The 18217-nt window shown below is 70.3% G+C and carries 13 protein-coding genes and 2 pseudogenes; 3 read left to right on the top strand and 12 right to left on the bottom strand.

Features of this window, described 5'->3' with window-relative positions:
* Positions 1–7: 7 nt before the first annotated feature.
* The 12 genes and pseudogenes from A5781_RS19560 to A5781_RS19510 form a co-directional block, all read right to left on the bottom strand.
* Positions 8–6379, bottom strand: a complete 6372-nt coding sequence (locus A5781_RS19560) for a type I polyketide synthase (RefSeq protein ID WP_067210209.1) — start codon at positions 6377–6379, stop codon at positions 8–10.
* A 51-nt stretch (positions 6380–6430) separates the two neighbouring features.
* Positions 6431–7492: a type III polyketide synthase gene (locus tag A5781_RS19555; protein ID WP_067210205.1), complete on the bottom strand. Its 1062-nt coding sequence runs from the start codon at positions 7490–7492 to the stop codon at positions 6431–6433.
* Positions 7493–7619: 127 nt separating this feature from the next.
* Entirely contained in the window at positions 7620–9038 is a 1419-nt protein-coding gene (argH, locus tag A5781_RS19550; RefSeq protein ID WP_067210202.1) for an argininosuccinate lyase, read from the bottom strand.
* Complete coding sequence (locus tag A5781_RS19545; RefSeq protein WP_067210198.1) at positions 9035–10243, bottom strand: argininosuccinate synthase; 1209 nt, start codon at positions 10241–10243, stop codon at positions 9035–9037. Before A5781_RS19545 ends, argH begins: the two co-directional genes overlap by 4 nt.
* 16 nt (positions 10244–10259) lie before the next feature.
* Positions 10260–10754: an arginine repressor gene (locus A5781_RS19540; RefSeq protein ID WP_066953103.1), complete on the bottom strand. Its 495-nt coding sequence runs from the start codon at positions 10752–10754 to the stop codon at positions 10260–10262.
* On the bottom strand, positions 10751–11677 hold the full coding sequence (gene argF / locus A5781_RS19535) for an ornithine carbamoyltransferase (RefSeq protein WP_067210195.1): 927 nt from the start codon (positions 11675–11677) through the stop codon (positions 10751–10753). The genes A5781_RS19540 and argF overlap by 4 nt, the downstream gene beginning before the upstream one ends.
* Complete coding sequence (locus A5781_RS19530) at positions 11674–12867, bottom strand: acetylornithine transaminase (RefSeq protein ID WP_067210192.1); 1194 nt, start codon at positions 12865–12867, stop codon at positions 11674–11676. Before A5781_RS19530 ends, argF begins: the two co-directional genes overlap by 4 nt.
* Positions 12864–12935 (bottom strand): annotated as a pseudogene (locus A5781_RS25715) (16S rRNA (guanine(966)-N(2))-methyltransferase RsmD); the annotation flags it as partial. The gene A5781_RS19530 and the pseudogene A5781_RS25715, both read right to left, overlap by 4 nt.
* Positions 12936–12939: 4 nt before the next feature.
* Entirely contained in the window at positions 12940–13827 is an 888-nt protein-coding gene (argB, locus tag A5781_RS19525) for an acetylglutamate kinase (protein WP_067210188.1), read from the bottom strand.
* A complete protein-coding gene (gene argJ / locus A5781_RS19520) occupies positions 13824–15035 on the bottom strand; it encodes a bifunctional glutamate N-acetyltransferase/amino-acid acetyltransferase ArgJ (protein ID WP_067210185.1) in 1212 nt (403 codons plus the stop codon). The genes argB and argJ overlap by 4 nt, the downstream gene beginning before the upstream one ends.
* Positions 15032–16091, bottom strand: a pseudogene (gene argC, locus A5781_RS19515) (N-acetyl-gamma-glutamyl-phosphate reductase). Before argC ends, argJ begins: the two are co-directional and overlap by 4 nt.
* A 39-nt stretch (positions 16092–16130) precedes the next feature.
* The gene (locus A5781_RS19510; RefSeq protein ID WP_067210177.1) at positions 16131–16514 is read right to left on the bottom strand and encodes a hypothetical protein; all 384 of its coding nucleotides are present in this window, start codon (positions 16512–16514) and stop codon (positions 16131–16133) included.
* A gap of 246 nt (positions 16515–16760) precedes the next feature.
* Here A5781_RS19510 and A5781_RS19505 point away from each other — a divergent pair, with 246 nt between their 5' ends.
* From A5781_RS19505 to A5781_RS25710, 3 genes are read left to right on the top strand one after another with little or no spacing between them, the layout of a single operon-like run.
* Complete coding sequence (locus A5781_RS19505; protein WP_067210174.1) at positions 16761–17126, top strand: hypothetical protein; 366 nt, start codon at positions 16761–16763, stop codon at positions 17124–17126.
* A complete protein-coding gene (locus A5781_RS19500) occupies positions 17051–17725 on the top strand; it encodes a TetR/AcrR family transcriptional regulator (RefSeq protein ID WP_231990762.1) in 675 nt (224 codons plus the stop codon). The genes A5781_RS19505 and A5781_RS19500 overlap by 76 nt, the downstream gene beginning before the upstream one ends.
* A gap of 44 nt (positions 17726–17769) precedes the next feature.
* On the top strand, positions 17770–18195 hold the full coding sequence (locus tag A5781_RS25710; protein WP_156624858.1) for a hypothetical protein: 426 nt from the start codon (positions 17770–17772) through the stop codon (positions 18193–18195).
* Positions 18196–18217 lie beyond the last annotated feature (22 nt).

The raw sequence follows: 18217 nt of genomic DNA, 5'->3' as shown, positions 1-18217 counted from the left end.
CGTGGTCTCAGTGGCCGAGTTCTTCGTCGAGGATGGCAAAGAGTTCGCTTTCGGTGGCGGCATTGAGGTCGGCGTCGAGGCCCTCGGGGGCGGGGTGGTCGGCGGGGCCCAGGGCGGCGAGCAGGTTGTGCAGGCGGGCCCGCAGCGCCGATTTGTCTCCCGCAGCCCAGTCGGGCTGGCTGAGTAGCGCCTGCAATTCCCGGGTGATGTCGGTGAAGCGGGCCATCAGGTCCGGCCGGTCACTCGCCCCCGTTCCGGCCAGTTGGGTGTCCAGGTGCCCGGCCAGCACCGCCGGCGTCGGGTAGTCGAAGATCAGCGTGGGCGAAAGCGTCAGCCCGGTGGCCGTTTTCAGCCGGTTGCGCAGTTCGACGGCGGTGAGCGAGTCGAAGCCCAGGTCCTGGAATGCGCGGGCGGGGTTGATGTCGGCGGGGTTGGGCAGCCCCAGCACCGTCGCCGCGTTGCCGCAGACCAGGTCGATCAGCTCCCGCTGACGCGCGTCGGGGGCGAGGCCGTGCAGGCGCGCGGTGAGACCCGTCATCTGGGCGGTGGTATCGGCGTCGTCGATGACGCGCCGGGTGGTGCGGGCGGCCAGCTCGCTCAGCAGCGGGGGCAGCGCGGCGGCGTTGTCGGACAAGGCAACCCGATCCACCCGGGCGGCCATCAGCACCGGGGCGTCGACCAGCATGGCGGCGTCGAACGACTCCAGCGCCTGCTCGGTGGACAGCGGCGCGATGCCGAGCCTGCTCATCCGGGCCTTGTCGCGCTCGCCGAGGTGGGCCGTCATCGCCGAGGCCTGCTCCCACAGACCCCAGGCCAGCGACAGGCCCGGGAGCCCGTGCGATCGCCGGTACGCGACCAGCCCGTCGAGGAAACTGTTGGCCGCCGCGTAATTGGCCTGGCCCGGGGTGCCGACGATGCCGGCCATCGACGAAAACACCACGAACGCGGACAAATCCAGCTCCCGGGTCAGCTCGTGCAGGTGCCAGGCCCCGTCGACCTTGGCCCGCAGCACCGCGTCCACCCGGTCCGGCGTCAGTGACAAGACCAGCCCGTCGTCGAGGATGCCGGCCGCGTGCACCACACCGCGCAGCGGATACTGCGCCGGTATCTGCGCCAGCATCGCCGCGACCGCGTCGCGGTCGGAGACGTCGCACGCCACCACCGACACCCGGGCGCCGGCCTCCTGGAGGCGATCCACCACCTCCGCCACCCCCGCGGCCTCAGCGCCGGCGCGGCTGGCCAGGACCACATGGGCGACGCGATAACGGTCGACGAGGTGATGGGCGAGCGCCGAGCCGGCCATGCCGGTGCCACCGGTGATCACCACGCTGCCGCCGGCCAGCCCGCCACACCCGCTCAGCACCGCGCCGGGCCCGGACGGGATGGTCAGCGCGACCTTGCCGACGTGGCGGGCCTGGCTGACGAGCCGATACGCGGCCGAGGCGCATCGCACATCAAAGGTCTTGAGTGGCAACGGCGTCAAGGCGCCATCCCGCAGCAGCCCCACGATCTGCGTCAGCATCGCCGCGGTGCGGTCGGCACCGGCCTCCAACAGGTCGAAGGCGCAATACCGCGCGCCCCGATATCGTTCGGCGATGACGTCCGGATCGCGGACGTCGGTCTTGCCCATCTCGATGAACCGCCCACCGGGGGCCAGCAGCCGCAGCGACGCATCGGTGAACTCACCGGCCAGGGAATTGAGCACCACGTCGACCCCCGCCCCGCCGGTGGCCGACGAAAACTTCTCCTCGAAGTCCAGCGTCCGCGAATCGCCGATGTGGTCCTCGTCGAATCCCATCGCGCGCAGGGTGTCCCACTTGCCGCGGCTCGCGGTGGCGAAGACTTCGGCGCCCCAGTGCCGCGCCAGCTGGACCGCGGCCATGCCCACGCCGCCGGTGGCGGCGTGCACCAGCACCCGCTCGCCGGCGCGCAGCCCTGCCAATACCGACAACCCGTAGAGCGCGGTGAGGAACACCACGGGCACTCCCGCGGCCGTGATCAGCGACCAGCCCTCCGGTACCCGCGTGACCAACCGCTGATCCACCACCGCCTCGGAACCGACCACCCTCAGCAGCCCCATCACCGCATCGCCGACCGTCAGCCCCGTCACGCCGGGGCCGACCTCGACGACCACGCCTGCGCCCTCGGCCCCCAACTGGCCACCGCCGGGATACATGCCCAAGGCCACCAACACATCCCGGAAGTTCACCCCTACCGCGGCCACCGCCACCCGGACATGCCCGGCCTCCAGTTCCACCCGCGGGCACGGGCTGACCACCAGATCCTCCAGCGTGCCCCCGCCGCCGGCGTCGAGGCGCCAGCCCCCCGACGGCAGCCGCAGCACCGCTCCCCGGCGCACCGGCCGCATCCGGGCGGCGTAGGCCACACCCGCGCGGACCGCCAATTGCGGTTCGCCGCAGCCGATCACCGCGCGGGCGTCCAGCGATCCGTCGGAGTCGATCAGCACCACCCGGCCCGGATGCTCGGCCTGGGCCGATCGCACCAGCCCCCACACCGCCGCACCGGCCAGGTCCGCGACGTCCTCACCGGCGAGCGCGACCGCCCCGCGGGTCTGTACCGCCAGCGTCCCGGATCCCTCGTCGCGCAACCACGATTGCAGCTCGCCCAACGCGTCGGTGGTCGCCGCGTGCACCGACCGCACCACGTCGTCGCCGTGGGCGCCCGGCTCCCACAGCGTCGCGTCGTGATCGATGTCGTTGCCGGTCAACGCTATCGGCGACCACGCCACCTCGAACAACCCCTCGGCGGGCGCGGCCGCGAGCGACAGCTGCTCGGCCGAGACGGGGCGCATCGCCAACGAGCGCACCGACAACACCGGCAGCCCGGCGCCGTCGGCCAATTCCACCGACACCGCCCCGGCGCCGGTGGGCGCCAGCCGGACCCGCGCCCGCGATGCGCCCGCCGCGTGCAACGACACCCCTTGCCAGGAGAACGGCAGCATGGTCTGGCCCCCTCCGGCGGCGACACCGAGCGCGTGCAGCGCGGCGTCCAACAACACCGGGTGTATGCCGAAGCCACCGTCTTGCGCGCCGGCGTCGTCCGGCAGCGCGACGTCGGCGAAGATCTCCTCGCCTCGACGCCACATCGCCCGCAGGCCGCGGAAGGCCCGGCCATACTCGTAGCCCCGCTCCGCGAGCCGCGCGTACGCGTCGGCCACGTCCACCGGAGTCGCCCCCACCGGCGGCCACATGGACAGATTTCCGGCCGGCGGCACTGCCGCGGGCCGCACCAGGCCCTGGGCGTGCAGCACCCAGTCCGACTGGGCGCCGGCCGAATACACCGACAGCTCGCGCTGCCCCGATTCAGCGGCGGCGCCGACCACCACCTGCACCTGCACGCCGTCCGCCGCCGCCAGCACCAGCGGGGCCGACAACGTCAGCTCCTCGAGCGCCGCACATCCGACCTCGTCGCCGGCGCGGATGGCCAGTTCCACGAATCCCGCACCGGGGAACAACACCGTGCCGCCCACCGCGTGGTCGGCCAGCCACGGCTGCGCGGCCGTCGACAGCCGGCCCGTCAGGACGACCCCGCCGGAATCGGGCCGCTGCACCACCGCGCCCAGCAGGGCGTGCCGCGCGCCGGCCAGCCCGAGGGTGGCCACGTCGCCCGAACCCGTCGATCCTCCCGGTAGCCAAAATCGCTGCCGCACAAACCCGTACGTCGGCAGGTCCACGCGCCGTCCGCCGAGGCCGGCTATGGCGGCTCGCCAGTCCACCGGCACTCCGGCCACGTGGGCCTGGCCCGCCGAGAGCCAAAACCGTTGCAGCGAACCTTCGTCGCGGCCCAGCGACGGGACCACGAACGCGTCGCCGCCGCAATCGGCCACCGTCTCCTCGACGGCGGCGAGCAGCACGGGGTGCGGGCTGCATTCGACGAACACGCCATACCCGGCGCCGCACGCATTGCGCACCGCCCGTTCGAACTGGACCGGTTGCCGGATGCTTCGGTACCAGTAGTCGGCGTCCAGGCCCGCGGTGTCCAGCGGGTCACCGGTCACGGTGGAGAACAGGGCAACAGGCGACGACCGCGGCGCGATGCCGGCCAGCGCCTCGGCCAGCTCCGCTCGGATCGCATCGACGTGCCGGGAGTGGGAGGCGTAGTCGACGTCGATCCTGCGGGCGCGCACGCCGCCGGCCTCGCACTGCCGGATCAACTCGTCGAGCGCGTCCACCTCGCCGGACACCACCACCGCGGAAACACCGTTGACGGCAGCGATATTCAGCCGATCGCCCCACGCGGCGATCAGTTCCTCGGCGCGGGCCAGGCCGCAGGCCAGCGACACCATGCCGCCCGCACCCGACAATCCCACCAGCAGCCGGCTCCGCAGCGCCACCACCCTGGCGGCGTCCTCCAGCGAAAGCCCGCCCGCCACGTAGGCCGCCGCGATCTCGCCCTGCGAATGACCGATCACCGCATCGGGGACCACGCCCACCGAGCGCCACAACTCGGCCAGCGACACCATCACCGCCCACAGCGCCGGCTGCACCACGTCCACCCGGTCCAACCCGGGCGCACCCTGCGCCCCGCGGAGGACGTCGACCAACGACCACTCCACGTGTTCGGCGAGCGCCTTCTCGCAGCGCTGCAGGTGTTCGGCGAAAACCGGCGAACTGTCCAGCAATTCGGCTCCCATGCCGAGCCATTGCGAGCCCTGCCCGGGAAACACGAACACCGTCTTGCCCACCGGTTGCGCCCGGCCCACCACCGCGCCCGCGCCCGGCGCGCCGGCTGCCACCCCGGCCAGCTCCGCCAGCAGGCGCTCGCGGTCCGCGCCCACCAGCACGGCCCGGTGTTCGAACAGCGACCGCGTCGAGACCAGCGACCACGCCACATCGACCGCCCGCAGATCCGGGGCGTCGTTCACCCGCGCCAGGAGCCGGGACGCCTGGTTGGCCAGGGCGTCGGCCGACCGGGCCGACAGCACCCACGGCGCCGGCGCGTCATCACCCGCGGGCGCGGGGCTTTCGGGCTCCAGCGGCGGCTGCTCCACGATGACGTGGGCGTTGGTACCGCTGATCCCGAACGACGACACCCCCGCGCGGCGCGGCCGGTCCTGCGCCGGCCACTCCCGCGCCTCGGTCAGCAGCGACACCGCCCCCGCCGACCAATCCACATGCGGCGTGGGCACGTCCACGTGCAGCGTCTTGGGCATCACGCCGTGCCGGATCGCCTGCACCACCTTGATCACGCCGCCGGCGCCCGCGCCTGCCGAGGTGTGGCCCATGTTGGACTTGATCGACCCCAGCCACAGCGGCCGGTCCGCCGGCCGGTCCTGCCCATATGTCGCCAGAACCGCTTGCGCCTCAATCGGATCCCCGAGGGTGGTGCCCGTGCCGTGCCCCTCCACCAGATCCACGTCGGCCGTGCGCAGCCGCGCATCGGCCAGCGCGGCGCGGATCACCCGCTGCTGCGACGGCCCGTTGGGTGTCGCCAGCCCGTTCGAGGCGCCGTCCTGATTGACCGCGGACCCGCGCAACAGCGCCAGCACCGGATGCCCCAACCGACGTGCATCGGAAAGCCTTTCCAGCACCAGCACGCCGACGCCTTCGGAGAAACCCGTCCCGTCGGCGGCGCCCGCGTAGGCCTTGCACCGCCCGTCGGAGGCCAGCGCCCGCTGCCGGCTGAACTCGATGAACATCGCCGGCGTCGCCATCACCGTCACACCGCCGGCCAGCGCCAGGTCACATTCGCCGGCGCGCAGCGACCGGGCCGCCAGATGCATGGCCACCAACGACGACGAACAGGCCGTGTCGACCGACACGGCCGGACCCTCCAAACCCAGCGCGTACGACACCCGGCCCGAGGCCACGCTCAGCGTCGACCCACGTAGCCCGTAGCGCTCCAGGTGTCCCGGCACCCGCCCCTGGCCGCCGTACGAACCGTGAAAGATTCCCGCGAACACACCCGTCGCCGAGCCCCGCAGGTCGGCGGGGTCAATCCCGGCCCGCTCCAACGCCTCCCAGGACACCTCCAGCAACAAGCGTTGCTGGGGGTCCATCGCCAGCGCCTCGCTGGGTGCGATGCCGAAGAACGCGGCGTCGAAGTCGGCCACGTCGGCGAGGAAGCCGCCGCACCGGGCGTAGGACTTCCCCACCGCGTCGGGGTCGGGATCGAACAGCCCCGACAGGTTCCAGCCTCGGTCCGCGGGGAAATCGGAGACCACGTCGCGGCCCTCAACCACCATCTGCCATAGGGCCTCCGGGGAATCCACACCCCCGGGATACCGGCAACCCATACCGACCACCGCCACGGGTTCGGTTGCCGCGGCGAGGTATTCGCGGGCCTCGCGCTTCAGGCGCTCGTTTTCCTTCAGCGATGCGCGGAGGGCCCTGACGAGATCCTCGGGGTTGCTGCTCACGGGACACGGCCTGGGCGAGAAAACACGGGGTACAAGAGGCGATGCCTTAGCTCAGTGCCAGCGCAACAATACGAGTTCGGAACAGAATCCCGGACCCATCGCGATCATCAAGCCGGGGCTGCCGCTGGGTGGCGGCTTGGCCCGGGTGTCCCGCAACACGTGCAGCACGGACGCCGACGAGAGATTGCCGATCTCACCCAGCGAACGCCACGTCAGTTCCAGCGCATCCGGCGGCAGGCTCAGGCTCGCGTTGATCGCGTCGATGATCTTCGGACCGCCGGGATGGCTCACCCAGGCCCCGATGTCGGTCGTCGTCAGCCCGTGCGCACTGAGGAACCCGGTGACGTCCCGCTCGATGTGCTCCTCGACCACTTGCGCCAGGTCCTTGGCCAGCACGAGCTCGAACCCGGCGGCGCCGACGTCGTAGCCCATGGTCCGCAGCGAATCGGGATAGAGCGTGCTGCGCGAGTCGAGGATGGCGGGCCCGCTGGCGCCCACCCGTTCTGCGCGGCGCTCGCCGACGGCGACCACGGCACCGGCCCCGTCGGCGAACAGCGCGCTGCCGACCAGTCCTGGCAGCGACGGCTTGTAGCCCGGGTAGGTGAGCGAGCAGAGCTCGACCGAGATCAGGGCGGCGGCGGCGTCGGGCGCCCCCCGCAGGTAGTCGTTGAGCCGGGCCACGCCCGCGGCGCCGGCCACACAGCCCAGGCCGAACAGCGGCACCCGGCGCACGTCCTCGCGCAGTCCCAGCCGCCCGGCGATCCGGGCGTCCAGGGAGGGCACGGCGAGGCCGGTGACCGTCGTGGTGATCAGCACGTCCAGGTCCTGCGGCCGCAGGCCGGCCTCGTCGAGCGCGCCCGAGAGGGCCTCGCAGCCCAGGTTGACCGCGTTTTCGATGAAGATCCGGTTGGCCAGGCCGAAGTCGGTCAGGGAGGGATACCGCTCCAGCGGCATTACCAGGTGCCGGCTGTTGACCTTCGAGCTGGCGTGCAACTGCCGGACGATGTCCTCGTAGCCCTCGAACTCCGGGATGCTGACGAAGAAGTCGGTGAGCTCGCGCTGGGAGTAGCGATACAGCGGCAAGGCGCCGGATACGCCCGCGACGACGCTCATTGGTCCCACCCCTTGACTTGGTCCCACCCCTTGACGACGAAGATCAGGGCCGAAATGTTCACCCGGATCACTTACTGCGGGCAGTTTAGTCGGCACGCCACCGCCCGGCACAGAAACCAAAGTCCTCTCATTCCCTGCCGCCGAGGCGCGCTTTGAGCTCCTCGGACTCGGCCAGGACGGCTTCGAGCTGCTCGGCGACCCGGACCGGCGCGGTCCCGCCCCGCCGGTCGCGCGACGCCACCGAGCCCTCGATCGTCAACACCTCACGGACCTGCGGCGTCAGCTCGGGGCTGATCGCGGCCAGCTCGTCGTCGGTCAGCTCGTCGAGCCCGACGGAGCGGCCCTCGGCCGCCCGCACGGCGGCCCCGGCGGCCTCGTGCGCGGCCCGGAACGGCACTCCCCGGCGCACCAGCCATTCGGCGATGTCGGTGGCCAGCGTGTAGCCGGCCGGGGCCAGGGCCGCCATCCGCTCGACGTCGAACGTCAGGCTGGCCACCAGGCCGGCCATCGCCGGCAGCACCAGCTCCAGCTGGGTGACCGAGTCGAACACCGGCTCCTTGTCCTCCTGCAGGTCGCGGTTGTAGGCCAGCGGCTGGGCCTTCAGGGTCGCCAGCAGCCCGGCCAGGTTGCCGATCAGCCGCCCGGACTTGCCGCGGGCCAGCTCGGCGATGTCCGGGTTCTTCTTCTGCGGCATGATCGAGCTGCCGGTGGACCACGAATCGTGCAACCTGACGTAGCCGAACTCCGTCGAACTCCACAAGATGATGTCCTCGGCCAGCCGCGACAGGTCCACGGCGATCATCGCGAAGATGAAGGCGGCCTCGGCGGCGAAATCCCGGGCGGCGGTCGCGTCGATGGAGTTGTCGGCGGCCTCCGCGAAACCCAGCTTGGCGGCGATGGCGTCCGGGTCCAGCCCCAGCGACGAGCCGGCCAGCGCCCCCGAGCCGTACGGGGACACCGCGGCGCGCCGGTCGAAGTCCACGATGCGGTCGACGTCGCGCAGCAGCGGGTGCGCGTGCGCGAGTAGGTGGTGGGCCAGCAGGACCGGCTGCGCGGACTGCAGGTGCGTCTTGCCCGGCATGATCGCCGTCGGGTGCTCGGCGGCCTGGCCGGCCAGCGCGGCCACCACCTCCAGCGCCCCGTCGGCCACCCGGCGCACCGCGTCGCGCAGCCACATCCGGAACAGGGTGGCCACCTGGTCATTGCGCGACCGCCCGGCCCGCAGTCGGCCGCCCAGGTCGGGGCCGACCCGGTCGATCAGCCCGCGCTCCAGCGCGGCATGCACGTCCTCGTCGGTCACCAGCGGGGTGAAGCTGCCGTCGGCCACGTCCTCGGCGAGGCTGTCCAGGCCGGCCAGCAGCCCGTCGCGCTGCTCGTCATCGAGCAGTCCGGCGTGAAACAGGATCACGGTGTGGGCCCGCGAGGCGACGATGTCGTAGGGGGCCAGGACCCAGTCGAAGTGGGTGGACTTGCTCAAGGCGGCCAGCGCGTCCGACGGGCCGTCGGCGAACCGCCCGCCCCACAGCGAGCCCTCGCGTGTGCTCACGCTTCGTCGGCGGCCAGGTCCCGGCGGGACGCGATCTTGGACGACAGCCCGTGCACGTAGACGAAGCCCTTGGCGGCCGACTGGTCGAAGCTGTCGCCCTCGTCGTAGGTGGCCAGGTTGAAGTCGTAGAGCGACTGCGCGCTGCGCCGGCCGTTGACGGCGATGTGGCCGCCGTGCAACACCATTCGGATCTCGCCGGTGACGTGCTCCTGGGTCTTCGCGACGAAGGCTTCCAGCGCGGTTTTCAGCGGCGAGTACCAGAGGCCGTCGTAAACCAGCTCGGCCCAGCGCTGGTCGGTGTGGCGCTTGAAGCGGCCCAATTCGCGCTCCAGCGTGACGTGTTCGAGCTCGGTGTGGGCGGTGATCAGCACCATCGCCCCGGGCGCCTCGTAGATCTCGCGGCTCTTGATGCCCACCAGCCGGTCCTCGACCACGTCCAGGCGCCCCACCCCCTGGCAGCCGGCGCGGCGGTTGAGTTCCTCGATGGCAGCCAGCACGGACACCGGTTTGCCGTCGATGGACACCGGAACGCCGCGCTCGAACCCCACGATCACCTCGTCGGGCGTGTTCCAGTTGATGGTCGGGTCTTCGGTGTAGGAGTAGATGTCCTTGGTGGGCGCGTTCCAAAGGTGTTCCAGGAAACCGGTTTCCACCGCACGGCCCCATACGTTCTGGTCGATGGAGAACGGCGAACGTTTGGTGACGTTGATCGGGATGGCGTTCTCCTCGGCGAACGCGATCGCCTTCTCCCGCGTCCACGCGTAGTCGCGGACCGGCGCCAGCACCTCCAAATCCGGTGCCAGCGAAGCGAATCCGACCTCGAACCGGACCTGGTCGTTACCCTTGCCGGTGCAGCCGTGCGCGACGATGCTGCCGCCGTGCTCGCGGGCGGCAGCCACCAGGTGCTTGGCGATCAGCGGCCGGCTGATGGCCGACACCAGTGGGTAGCGGTCCATGTACAGCGCGTTGTTCATGATGGTGGGCAGGCAGAATCCCTCGGCGAACTCGTCGCGGGCGTCGACGACGACGGCCTCCACCGCGCCGCAGTCCAGGGCCCGCTGGCGGACGACCTCCATGTCCTCGCCGCCTTGGCCGAGGTCAATCGCCACCGCGACCACCTCGCGGCCGGTCTCCTTGCCGATCCAGCTGATCGCGACGGAGGTGTCCAGACCGCCGGAATACGCCAGAATGACGCGATCTGACATGAACCAATCTCCTTTTTTAGGTGAGCTCTTCTAGGGTGCGGGCCAGCTCGGCGCCGGTCATCGGCTCTCGGGCGGCCACGAAGACCGTGTCGTCGCCGGCGATGGTGCCGACGACGTACGGTAACGCCGCGCGGTCGATCGCGCTGGCCAAATAGTTGGCGCCGCCGGGCGGGGTGCGCAGCACCGCGAGATTGGCGCTCGCGTCGGCGGAGACCAGGAGTTCACTCAGCAGCCGGGACAGCCGCGCGGTGCCGCCGGAGACGCCGCGCACCGGGCTGCCGTCCTCGGGAACGATGTAGACGCCCACGCCGCCGTCGGCGCCGCGGAGCTTCACCGCGCCCAGCTCCTCGAGGTCGCGCGACAGCGTGGCCTGGGTGACCTCGATGCCCTCGTCGGCCAGCCGGGCCGCCAGTTCGCTCTGGCTGCTGATCGACGCCGACGACAGGATCGCCACGATGCGGTCCTGCCGGCCCGCCCGGGTGGTCTCGGGGGTGGTCTTGCTACGAGTCATGAGCGCCGCTCCAGCAGCCACACCAGCAGCGCCTTCTGGGCGTGCAGCCGGTTCTCGGCCTCGTCCCACACCACGCTGGCCGGCCCGTCCATCACCTCGTCGGTGATCTCGTCGCCGCGGTGGGCCGGAAGGCAGTGCAGCACAATGGCTTCCGGATCGGCCAGGCCCAGCAGTCGCTGGTTGACCTGGAACGGCCGGAACGGGGTGAGGCGGTCCAGGCCGTCGCCCTCCTGCCCCATCGACGTCCACGTGTCGGTCACCAGGACGTCGGCACCGGCCGCGGCCGCGTCGGCGTCCATGGTGAGGGTGACCGAGCCGCCGGTGGTTTCGGCGCGCTCACGCGCCGCCGCCGTGAAGGCGGGGGCGGGGGCGAAGCCGTCCGGCGCGGCGATGGTGACGTGGATGCCGGCGGTCACGCCGCCGATCAGGAGGGAGTGGGCCATGTTGTTGGCGCCGTCGCCGAAGTAGGACATCCGCAGTCCGGCAAGCGATCCCTTGCGTTCGGCGATGGTCTGTAGGTCGGCGAGCACCTGGCAGGGGTGGAACTCGTCGGAGAGCGCGTTGACCACCGGCACGGTGGCCGCCTCGGCCATGGCCTCGAGCCGGTCCTGCTCGAACGTCCGCCACACGATGGCCTCGACGTAGCGGGACAGCACCCGCGCGGTGTCCTGCAGCGTCTCGTCGCGGCCCAGCTGCGTGCTGCGGGCGTCGACGACGACGGCGTGCCCGCCGAGCTGGGCGATGCCCACCTCGAAGGAGAACCGGGTGCGGGTGGAGTTCTTGTCGAAGAGCACCGCGACACCGCGGGGCCCCTCCAGCGGCCGGCAGCTGAACGGGTCCTTCTTCAGGTCGGCGGCCAGCTGCAGCACCTCGGCCTGCTCCTGGGGCGACAGGTCGTCGTCGCGCAGAAAGTGCCTGATCATTCAGCGACCCTGTCCAGGATGCCCGGCAGCGCGGCGACGAAGCTATCGAGCTGGGCTTCGGTGACGATCAGCGGCGGTGCCAGCCGGATGACGTCGGGTGCGGCGGCGTTGACCAGGAAACCGGCTTCCCGCGCGGCGTTTTCGGTCTCCTTGGCGCGTGGCGCGGTCAGCACCATGCCTTGCAGCAGGCCACGTCCACGCACGTGGTCGACCATCGGGTGGTTCAGGGATTCGATGCCATGGCGCACCGACTTGCCCAGCACGTCGGCGTGCCGGACCAGGTCCTCGTCGGCGATCACCCGCAGCACCGCCCGCGCCGCCGCCGCACAGATCGGGTTGCCGCCGAACGTGCTGCCGTGCAGGCCCGGCGCCATCAGGTCCGCGGCCCGCCCGACGGCCAGGCACGCGCCGATGGGCAGCCCGCCACCCAGCCCCTTGGCCATGGTCACGACGTCCGGGGTGATGCCGTCGTGCTGATGGGCGAAAAACGCTCCGGTGCGGCCCATCCCGGTCTGCACCTCGTCGAGCACCAGCAGCGCGCCGTGCCGCGCGGTGATCTCGCGCGCGGCGATCAGATAGCCCTCGGGCGGGACGACGACGCCGCCCTCCCCCATGATCGGTTCGAGGAACACCGCGGCGGTGGCGTCGTCGACCGCGGCCGCCAGCGCCTCCGCGTCGCCGTAGGGCACATGCGTGACGTAACCGGGCAGCGGCTCGAACGGCGCCCGCTTGCTCGGCTGGCCGGTCAGCGCCAGCGAGCCCATGGTGCGGCCGTGGAAACCGCCCTGCGCGGCAACGAGTTTGGTGCGTCCGGTCAGCCGCGAGAGCTTGAACGCCACCTCGTTGGCCTCGGTTCCGGAGTTGCAGAAGAACACCCGCGTCGGCGCGCCGGTCTTGTCGGAGCCCAGCAGCGCCGCCAGCTCCTCGGCCAGCGCGATGCCCGGTTCGCTCGCGTACAGGTTGGAGGTGTGGCCCAGCGTCGTCATCTGCCGCGTGACGGCCTCGATGACCGCAGGGTGGCGGTGGCCCAGGACGTTGACCGCGATGCCGCCGAGCAGATCCAGGTACGTGTTGCCGTCCACGTCGGTGACCACGACGCCGTCACCGCTGGCCAGCGCAAGCGGCGGGGTGCCGTAGTTGTTCATCATCACGGCTTCCCAGCGCTGCTTGATCGCTTCGGACTCACTCATTGGCGCCGCTCCTCCTCATCGCTGCGTCCCCCGCAAGCGGGCGGTACCCCCACTGCATCGTCGTCGGCGCACTCATGCGCTCACCACCTTGGTGCCGGTGCCCGCATCGGTGAAAAGCTCGACCAGCACGCAGTGTTCGACCCTGCCGTCGATGACGTGCGCGCTGGGCACACCCGCTGTCACGGCCCGCAGGCACGCTTCGACCTTGGGGATCATGCCCGCCTCCAGCGTGGGTAGCAGTTGCGCGAGTGTGGCCGTGTCGATTTCGCTGACCAGCGATTCGCGGTCCGGCCAGCTGGTGTAGAGACCCTCGACATCGGTTAGCATCAACAGCTTTTCAGCCCGCAGGGCCTCGGCGAGCGCCGCCGCGGCGGTGTCGGCGTTGATGTTGTGCACCACGCCCCCGGCGTCCGGGGCGAGCGTCGACACCACCGGAATGCGGCCCGCCGCAATCAGATCCAGCACGGCGGCGGTGTTGACCCGCTCGACGTCGCCGACCAGGCCGATGTCGGTCGCCACGCCGTCCACGGTGACGCTGCGCCGCACGGCGGTGAACAGTTGCGCGTCCTCGCCGGTGATGCCGACGGCGTAGGGGCCGTGCGCGTTGATCAGGTTGACCAGTTCGCGGCCCACCTGGCCGAACAGCACCATCCGCGCCACGTCGAGCACTTCGGGTGTGGTGACCCGGAAGCCGCCCTTGAAGTCGCCCGCGATGCCGAGGCGCCGCAGCATGGCGGTGATCTGCGGGCCGCCGCCGTGCACGACGACGGGGTGGACGCCGCAGTTGCGCAGGAAGGCCATGTCGGCGGCGAAGGCGTGCCGCAGCGTGTCGTCGGTCATGGCGTTGCCGCCGTACTTGATGACGACGATCTTGCCGTACAACTGCTTGAGCCAGGGCAGCGCTTCGGCCAGCACCTGCGCTTTGACCCCGGTCGGCAGTTCTCGCGTGTTGATGCTCATGAGCTGTATGCCGAGTTCTCTTCGACGTAGGCGTGCGACAGGTCGGTGGTGCGCACGGCCGCGGAGCCGCCACCCACGCCGAGGTCGACGGTGATGTCGATGTCCGCGCCGGACAGGTCCACCTCGCGCGCGCCCGGCGCCCCGACCCCGTCGACACACACGGCAAAGCCGTTGAACGACACCTTGATCCGATCCGGATCGAGCGTGACCGGCGCCATCCCGACGGCTGCCAGTACGCGGCCCCAGTTGGGGTCGGACCCGAACACCGCTGTCTTGACCAGGCTGTCGCGGGCGATCACCCGCGCCGCGGTCAGCGCGTCGTCGTCGGAGGCGGCCCCGGTGACGGTGACGGTGACGCGCTTGGTGACGCCTTCGGCGTCGGCCTGCAGCTGCGCGCACAGGTCGTCGCACACCCGCAGCACGGCGTCGTCGAGATCGGTCTGGGCGGGGGCGATCCCGCTGGCCCCGGAGGCCAGCAGTAGCACCGTGTCGTTGGTCGAACAGCTGCCGTCGATGTCGAGCCGGTCGAAGGTGAGCGCGGTGGCGCGGCGCAGCGCGCGGTCGAGCGCCGCCGGTTCGGCGGCCGCGTCAGTGGTGAGCACGCAGAGCATGGTGGCCAGCGACGGCGCCAGCATGCCCGCACCCTTGGCCATCCCACCGACCGTCCAGTTGCCCGGGTGGTGCAGCGCAACCTGTTTCGGCACCGTGTCGGTCGTCATGATCGCGCGGGCGGCCTCGTCACCGCCGCTGAGCCCACCGGCCATGTCCTGCACGATGGCCCGCACCCCGGCGAGCACCTTGTCCATCGGCAACCGGTCGCCGATCAACCCCGTGGAGCAGACCGCAACCTCGACGGCGCCGGTCTCGGTCCCCCAGTCGGACAACGCGGCCGCGACCGCCTCGGCGGTGGCGTGGGCGTCCTGGAAGCCGCCCGGCCCGGTGCAGGCGTTGGCACCGCCGGAGTTGAGGATCACCGCGCGCAGCGCCCCGGTGGTCAGCACCTGCTGGGTCCACAGCACCGGCGCGGCCTTGACCTTGTTGCGGGTGAACACGCCGGCCGCCGCGTAGTCGGGTCCCTCGCTGAAAACCAGGGCCAGGTCGCGGTTGCCCGACACCTTGATGCCGGCGGCGATGCCGGCGGCCCGGAAGCCCGCTGGCGCGGTGACGCCCTGTTCGCGCACCAAGCGAGCCTCGGTGGTGCGGGTCACGGCGCGACCCCGACCACCGAAAGGCCTTCGGTCTCCGGCCAACCCAGCGCGAGGTTCATCGACTGCACCGCGGCGCCGCCGGTGCCCTTGACCAGGTTGTCGATGGCGGCGATGGCCACGAACGTCTGCGCGGCTTCGTCCACCGCGACCGCGAGGTGCGCCGCGTTGCTGCCGATCACCGATCCCGTGCGCGGCAGCTGCCCCTCGGGCAGTAGGTGAATGAAAGGTTCAGCGTCGTAAGCCTTTTCGTACGCGGCCCGCAACTGCGACAGCGGCGTACGAGTGCGCGCGGTGCAGGTGGCCAGGATGCCGCGCGACGTCGGCATCAGCACCGGCGTGAACGACACCGTGACGTCGCGGTCGGTGACGGCCCGCAGGCCCTGGGCGATCTCGGGGGTGTGCCGGTGGGCGCCCGCGATGTTGTAGGCCCGCGCCGATCCGATCACCTCCGAGCCCAGCAGGTCGGTCTTGGCCGCGCGGCCGGCCCCCGAGGTGCCGCTGACGGCGACCACCGTGACGGCGGGCTCGATGAGGTCCTCGGCCATCGCGGGCAGCAACGCCAGTAGCGCCGCGGTCGGGTAGCAACCCGGGACGGCGATGCGGCGCGCCCCGCGCAGCCGCTCCCGCGCGCCGGGCAGTTCGGGCAGCCCGTAGGGCCAGCTGCCGGCGTGCGGGGAGCCGTAGAACCGTTCCCAGGCGCCGGCGTCGGTGAGCCGGAAGTCGGCGCCGCAGTCGATGATCAAGGTGTCGGGACCGAGTTGTTCGGCCAGCGCCGCCGAATGCCCGTGCGGCAGGGCCAGGAATACCACGTCGTGGCCGGCCAGCACGGCGAGTTCGGTGGGCTCGACCACCCGCTGGGCCAGCGGCGTCAGGTGCGGATGGTGCTCGCCGAGGGTGCTGCCGGCGCTCGTCGCGGCGGTCAGCGAACCGATGGCGAGGCGCCCGTCGGCGTAGGCCGGATGCCCGAGCAACAGCCGCAGGATTTCCCCGCCCGCATAGCCGCTGGCCCCGGCGATCGCCACCCTCAATACGTCGGCCACCCCGCCGATTCTGCATGGTTATGCACTGCTTTGCAAATCCATTCCAAATGGGGTGTCACGACGCCCGGTTCCCCAACCAGGGGGATTTCCACAGCAGGGCGAAGGTCTCCAGCCCGATCAGTGGAAGGTGGATCGCCAGCCCAAGATATGCGAACAATTCGGAGTTGGTGGCGACGAAAACGCTGCGGGCAATGACGATGACCGACAGTGGCGCCAGATGGGCGCATAACATGCTGGCGTTCCAGATCCGGCTTGGCCATCGGCGCGACCCGATGAACGCGACGAGCGCAACCAGGAACATCAGCATGAACGCTTGATACAGCCCGACGTAGCCCCACGGCTGTCGGGCAAGCAGACGGTACGGGCCAATGCCGCGCCAGCCCAAGGTCGCGACCACGATCGCGGCAACCGTGATCGCGAACAAGACGCGGGCATGCATCCGGACAATGGTCCCGCGAAGCTTGGCGCCGCTATCACCAACTCGCGTCATGGTGCATGTACCCCGTTCCGTCAACCGTCGGCACGCTGTCACCGCAATCGTCCTGAGTACGACTACAACCGTAGTTGAATACACTACACATATAGTGCTATGGTGGCTAGCATGGTTACCGCCGAAGAGCCGGCTTGCGACAGCTCGCTATGGGCGGCTTACCGCCGACGCGGTTATTTCTTCCAACCTGCGGCAATGCTCACCATCACGATGGGCTGCTTCATGCACCTGTGTCGGGTGTTCTTCGGCGATCAGGAGACTCTGCAGCACGTGATGACGCCGACGTCCGACAAGGTTCTGCTGCTGCCGATGACGTACGCGGCAATTTCGGGCATTTCGCTGTGGCACCGCGTCGAGTTCGCCAACAAACCACACAAATTGTTTTTTACCTGGTCGCTCGTCTACATCGCCGGCAGCGTGCCGTTGCACGTGTACTTCGGGGTGATCCGTGGCAACGTCGACTTCTATTTCGAATTCTTCCCGCTGTGGTTCAGTTACGTGCTGTTTCCGTTTTATGGCGGACTGCTGATCATGTTCGCCCGGCTGCGGTATCGACCCTGATGCCGCCAAGACACAACCGCCGGGCTCAAATCCTGGATGCGGCAATCGATATTCTCGCCGCGGGCGGCGTCGGTGCCCTGACCCATCGGCAGATCGACGAGCGTGCCGGCCTGCCCACCGGGACCACCTCGAACTACTTCCGCAGTCGTCTGGCCCTGCTTGAGGCTGCCGCGGCGTACACCGCCGAATTGCATTGGCAACAAGTCGAGGCCATACAAACCTTCATCGGCAAACCGATCGGTCGCGACGGCGTCGTGGCCCTGTTGGCTCGGCTGATCTCGAACCCGGACGAGCAGTATCGGCGGCGCACATTGGCGCGCTTCGAATTGTTCCTCGAGGGCACGCGGCGCCCAGAGCTGCGGCCATTTCTCGCTGAGCTTCAGGCAGCGGCGATCAAGTCCGCCACTGTGATATTGGAGGCTGCAGGGTTCAGCCCATCGCCGGAGGAGGCCGGTGAATTGAGCCGGCTGCTCAATGGGCTGCTCTTCAGCAACTTGACGTTCTCGCCGGAGCAGGTCGGTATCGACGACGCCGCGAGCACAATCGACCGGCTGATATCGGCCATCTTGCAGAACCCCGGCGCCGAACGGCCTCGATAGTGGTCGCCGGCGGCGGGCGTTCCGCCACGAGCGGGGGGGGCGATATGAATCCCGCGGTGCGGCAACGGGTTCTGCGGATGAACGCCGTTTTCCTCGGCGGCTTCGGCATATTGGGCTTGTTGCTATTAGATGTACCGGCCGCGTGCTGCGCCGTGGGCGCTGGTGCTTCGACCATTCGCAACGCACCATACTCAGTGATCGGCCTGGTCGAGGCGCACGGGCTGGCCATCGTCATCGCCGCGCTCTTTCTGCACGCCTCACGCGCAATCCCTGGCGGATCATGGCATGCCGCAGCGACTTTCGTGCATACGCTGCTCGGCACCGCAAACGTGATGTTTTGGGGCATTTTCGTGACTGGCGACGTGGTGTGGCTGGGCTGGCTGGTGACGCCACTGCATTTCGCATTTGCTCTCGCCGAAGCAGCGGCGGCAATTGCCGTGCGGAGGCGGCCGGCAGCGACGTATCTCTAAATCAACAGCGCCGGCCGAGCGG

Origin of the sequence: Mycobacterium sp. 852002-30065_SCH5024008, assembly GCF_001665645.1 — a bacterium.
Classification (GTDB): Bacteria; Actinomycetota; Actinomycetes; order Mycobacteriales; family Mycobacteriaceae; genus Mycobacterium; species Mycobacterium paraffinicum.
This window is presented reverse-complemented; position numbering and strand designations above follow the sequence as displayed.

What these genes read in the sequence shown, in the direction of transcription:
- A5781_RS19540 (WP_066953103.1), bottom strand. Translation starts at nt 10,754, where the DNA reads ATGACTCGTAGCAAGACCACCCCCGAGACCACCCGGGCGGGCCGGCAG.
- A5781_RS19510 (WP_067210177.1), bottom strand. Translation starts at nt 16,514, where the DNA reads ATGCATGCCCGCGTCTTGTTCGCGATCACGGTTGCCGCGATCGTGGTC.
- A5781_RS19530 (WP_067210192.1), bottom strand. Translation starts at nt 12,867, where the DNA reads ATGAGTGAGTCCGAAGCGATCAAGCAGCGCTGGGAAGCCGTGATGATG.
- argB (WP_067210188.1), bottom strand. Translation starts at nt 13,827, where the DNA reads ATGAGCATCAACACGCGAGAACTGCCGACCGGGGTCAAAGCGCAGGTG.
- A5781_RS19555 (WP_067210205.1), bottom strand. Translation starts at nt 7,492, where the DNA reads ATGAGCGTCGTCGCGGGCGTATCCGGCGCCTTGCCGCTGTATCGCTAC.
- A5781_RS19505 (WP_067210174.1), top strand. Translation starts at nt 16,761, where the DNA reads ATGCTCACCATCACGATGGGCTGCTTCATGCACCTGTGTCGGGTGTTC.
- A5781_RS25710 (WP_156624858.1), top strand. Translation starts at nt 17,770, where the DNA reads ATGAATCCCGCGGTGCGGCAACGGGTTCTGCGGATGAACGCCGTTTTC.
- A5781_RS19545 (WP_067210198.1), bottom strand. Translation starts at nt 10,243, where the DNA reads ATGTCAGATCGCGTCATTCTGGCGTATTCCGGCGGTCTGGACACCTCC.
- argF (WP_067210195.1), bottom strand. Translation starts at nt 11,677, where the DNA reads ATGATCAGGCACTTTCTGCGCGACGACGACCTGTCGCCCCAGGAGCAG.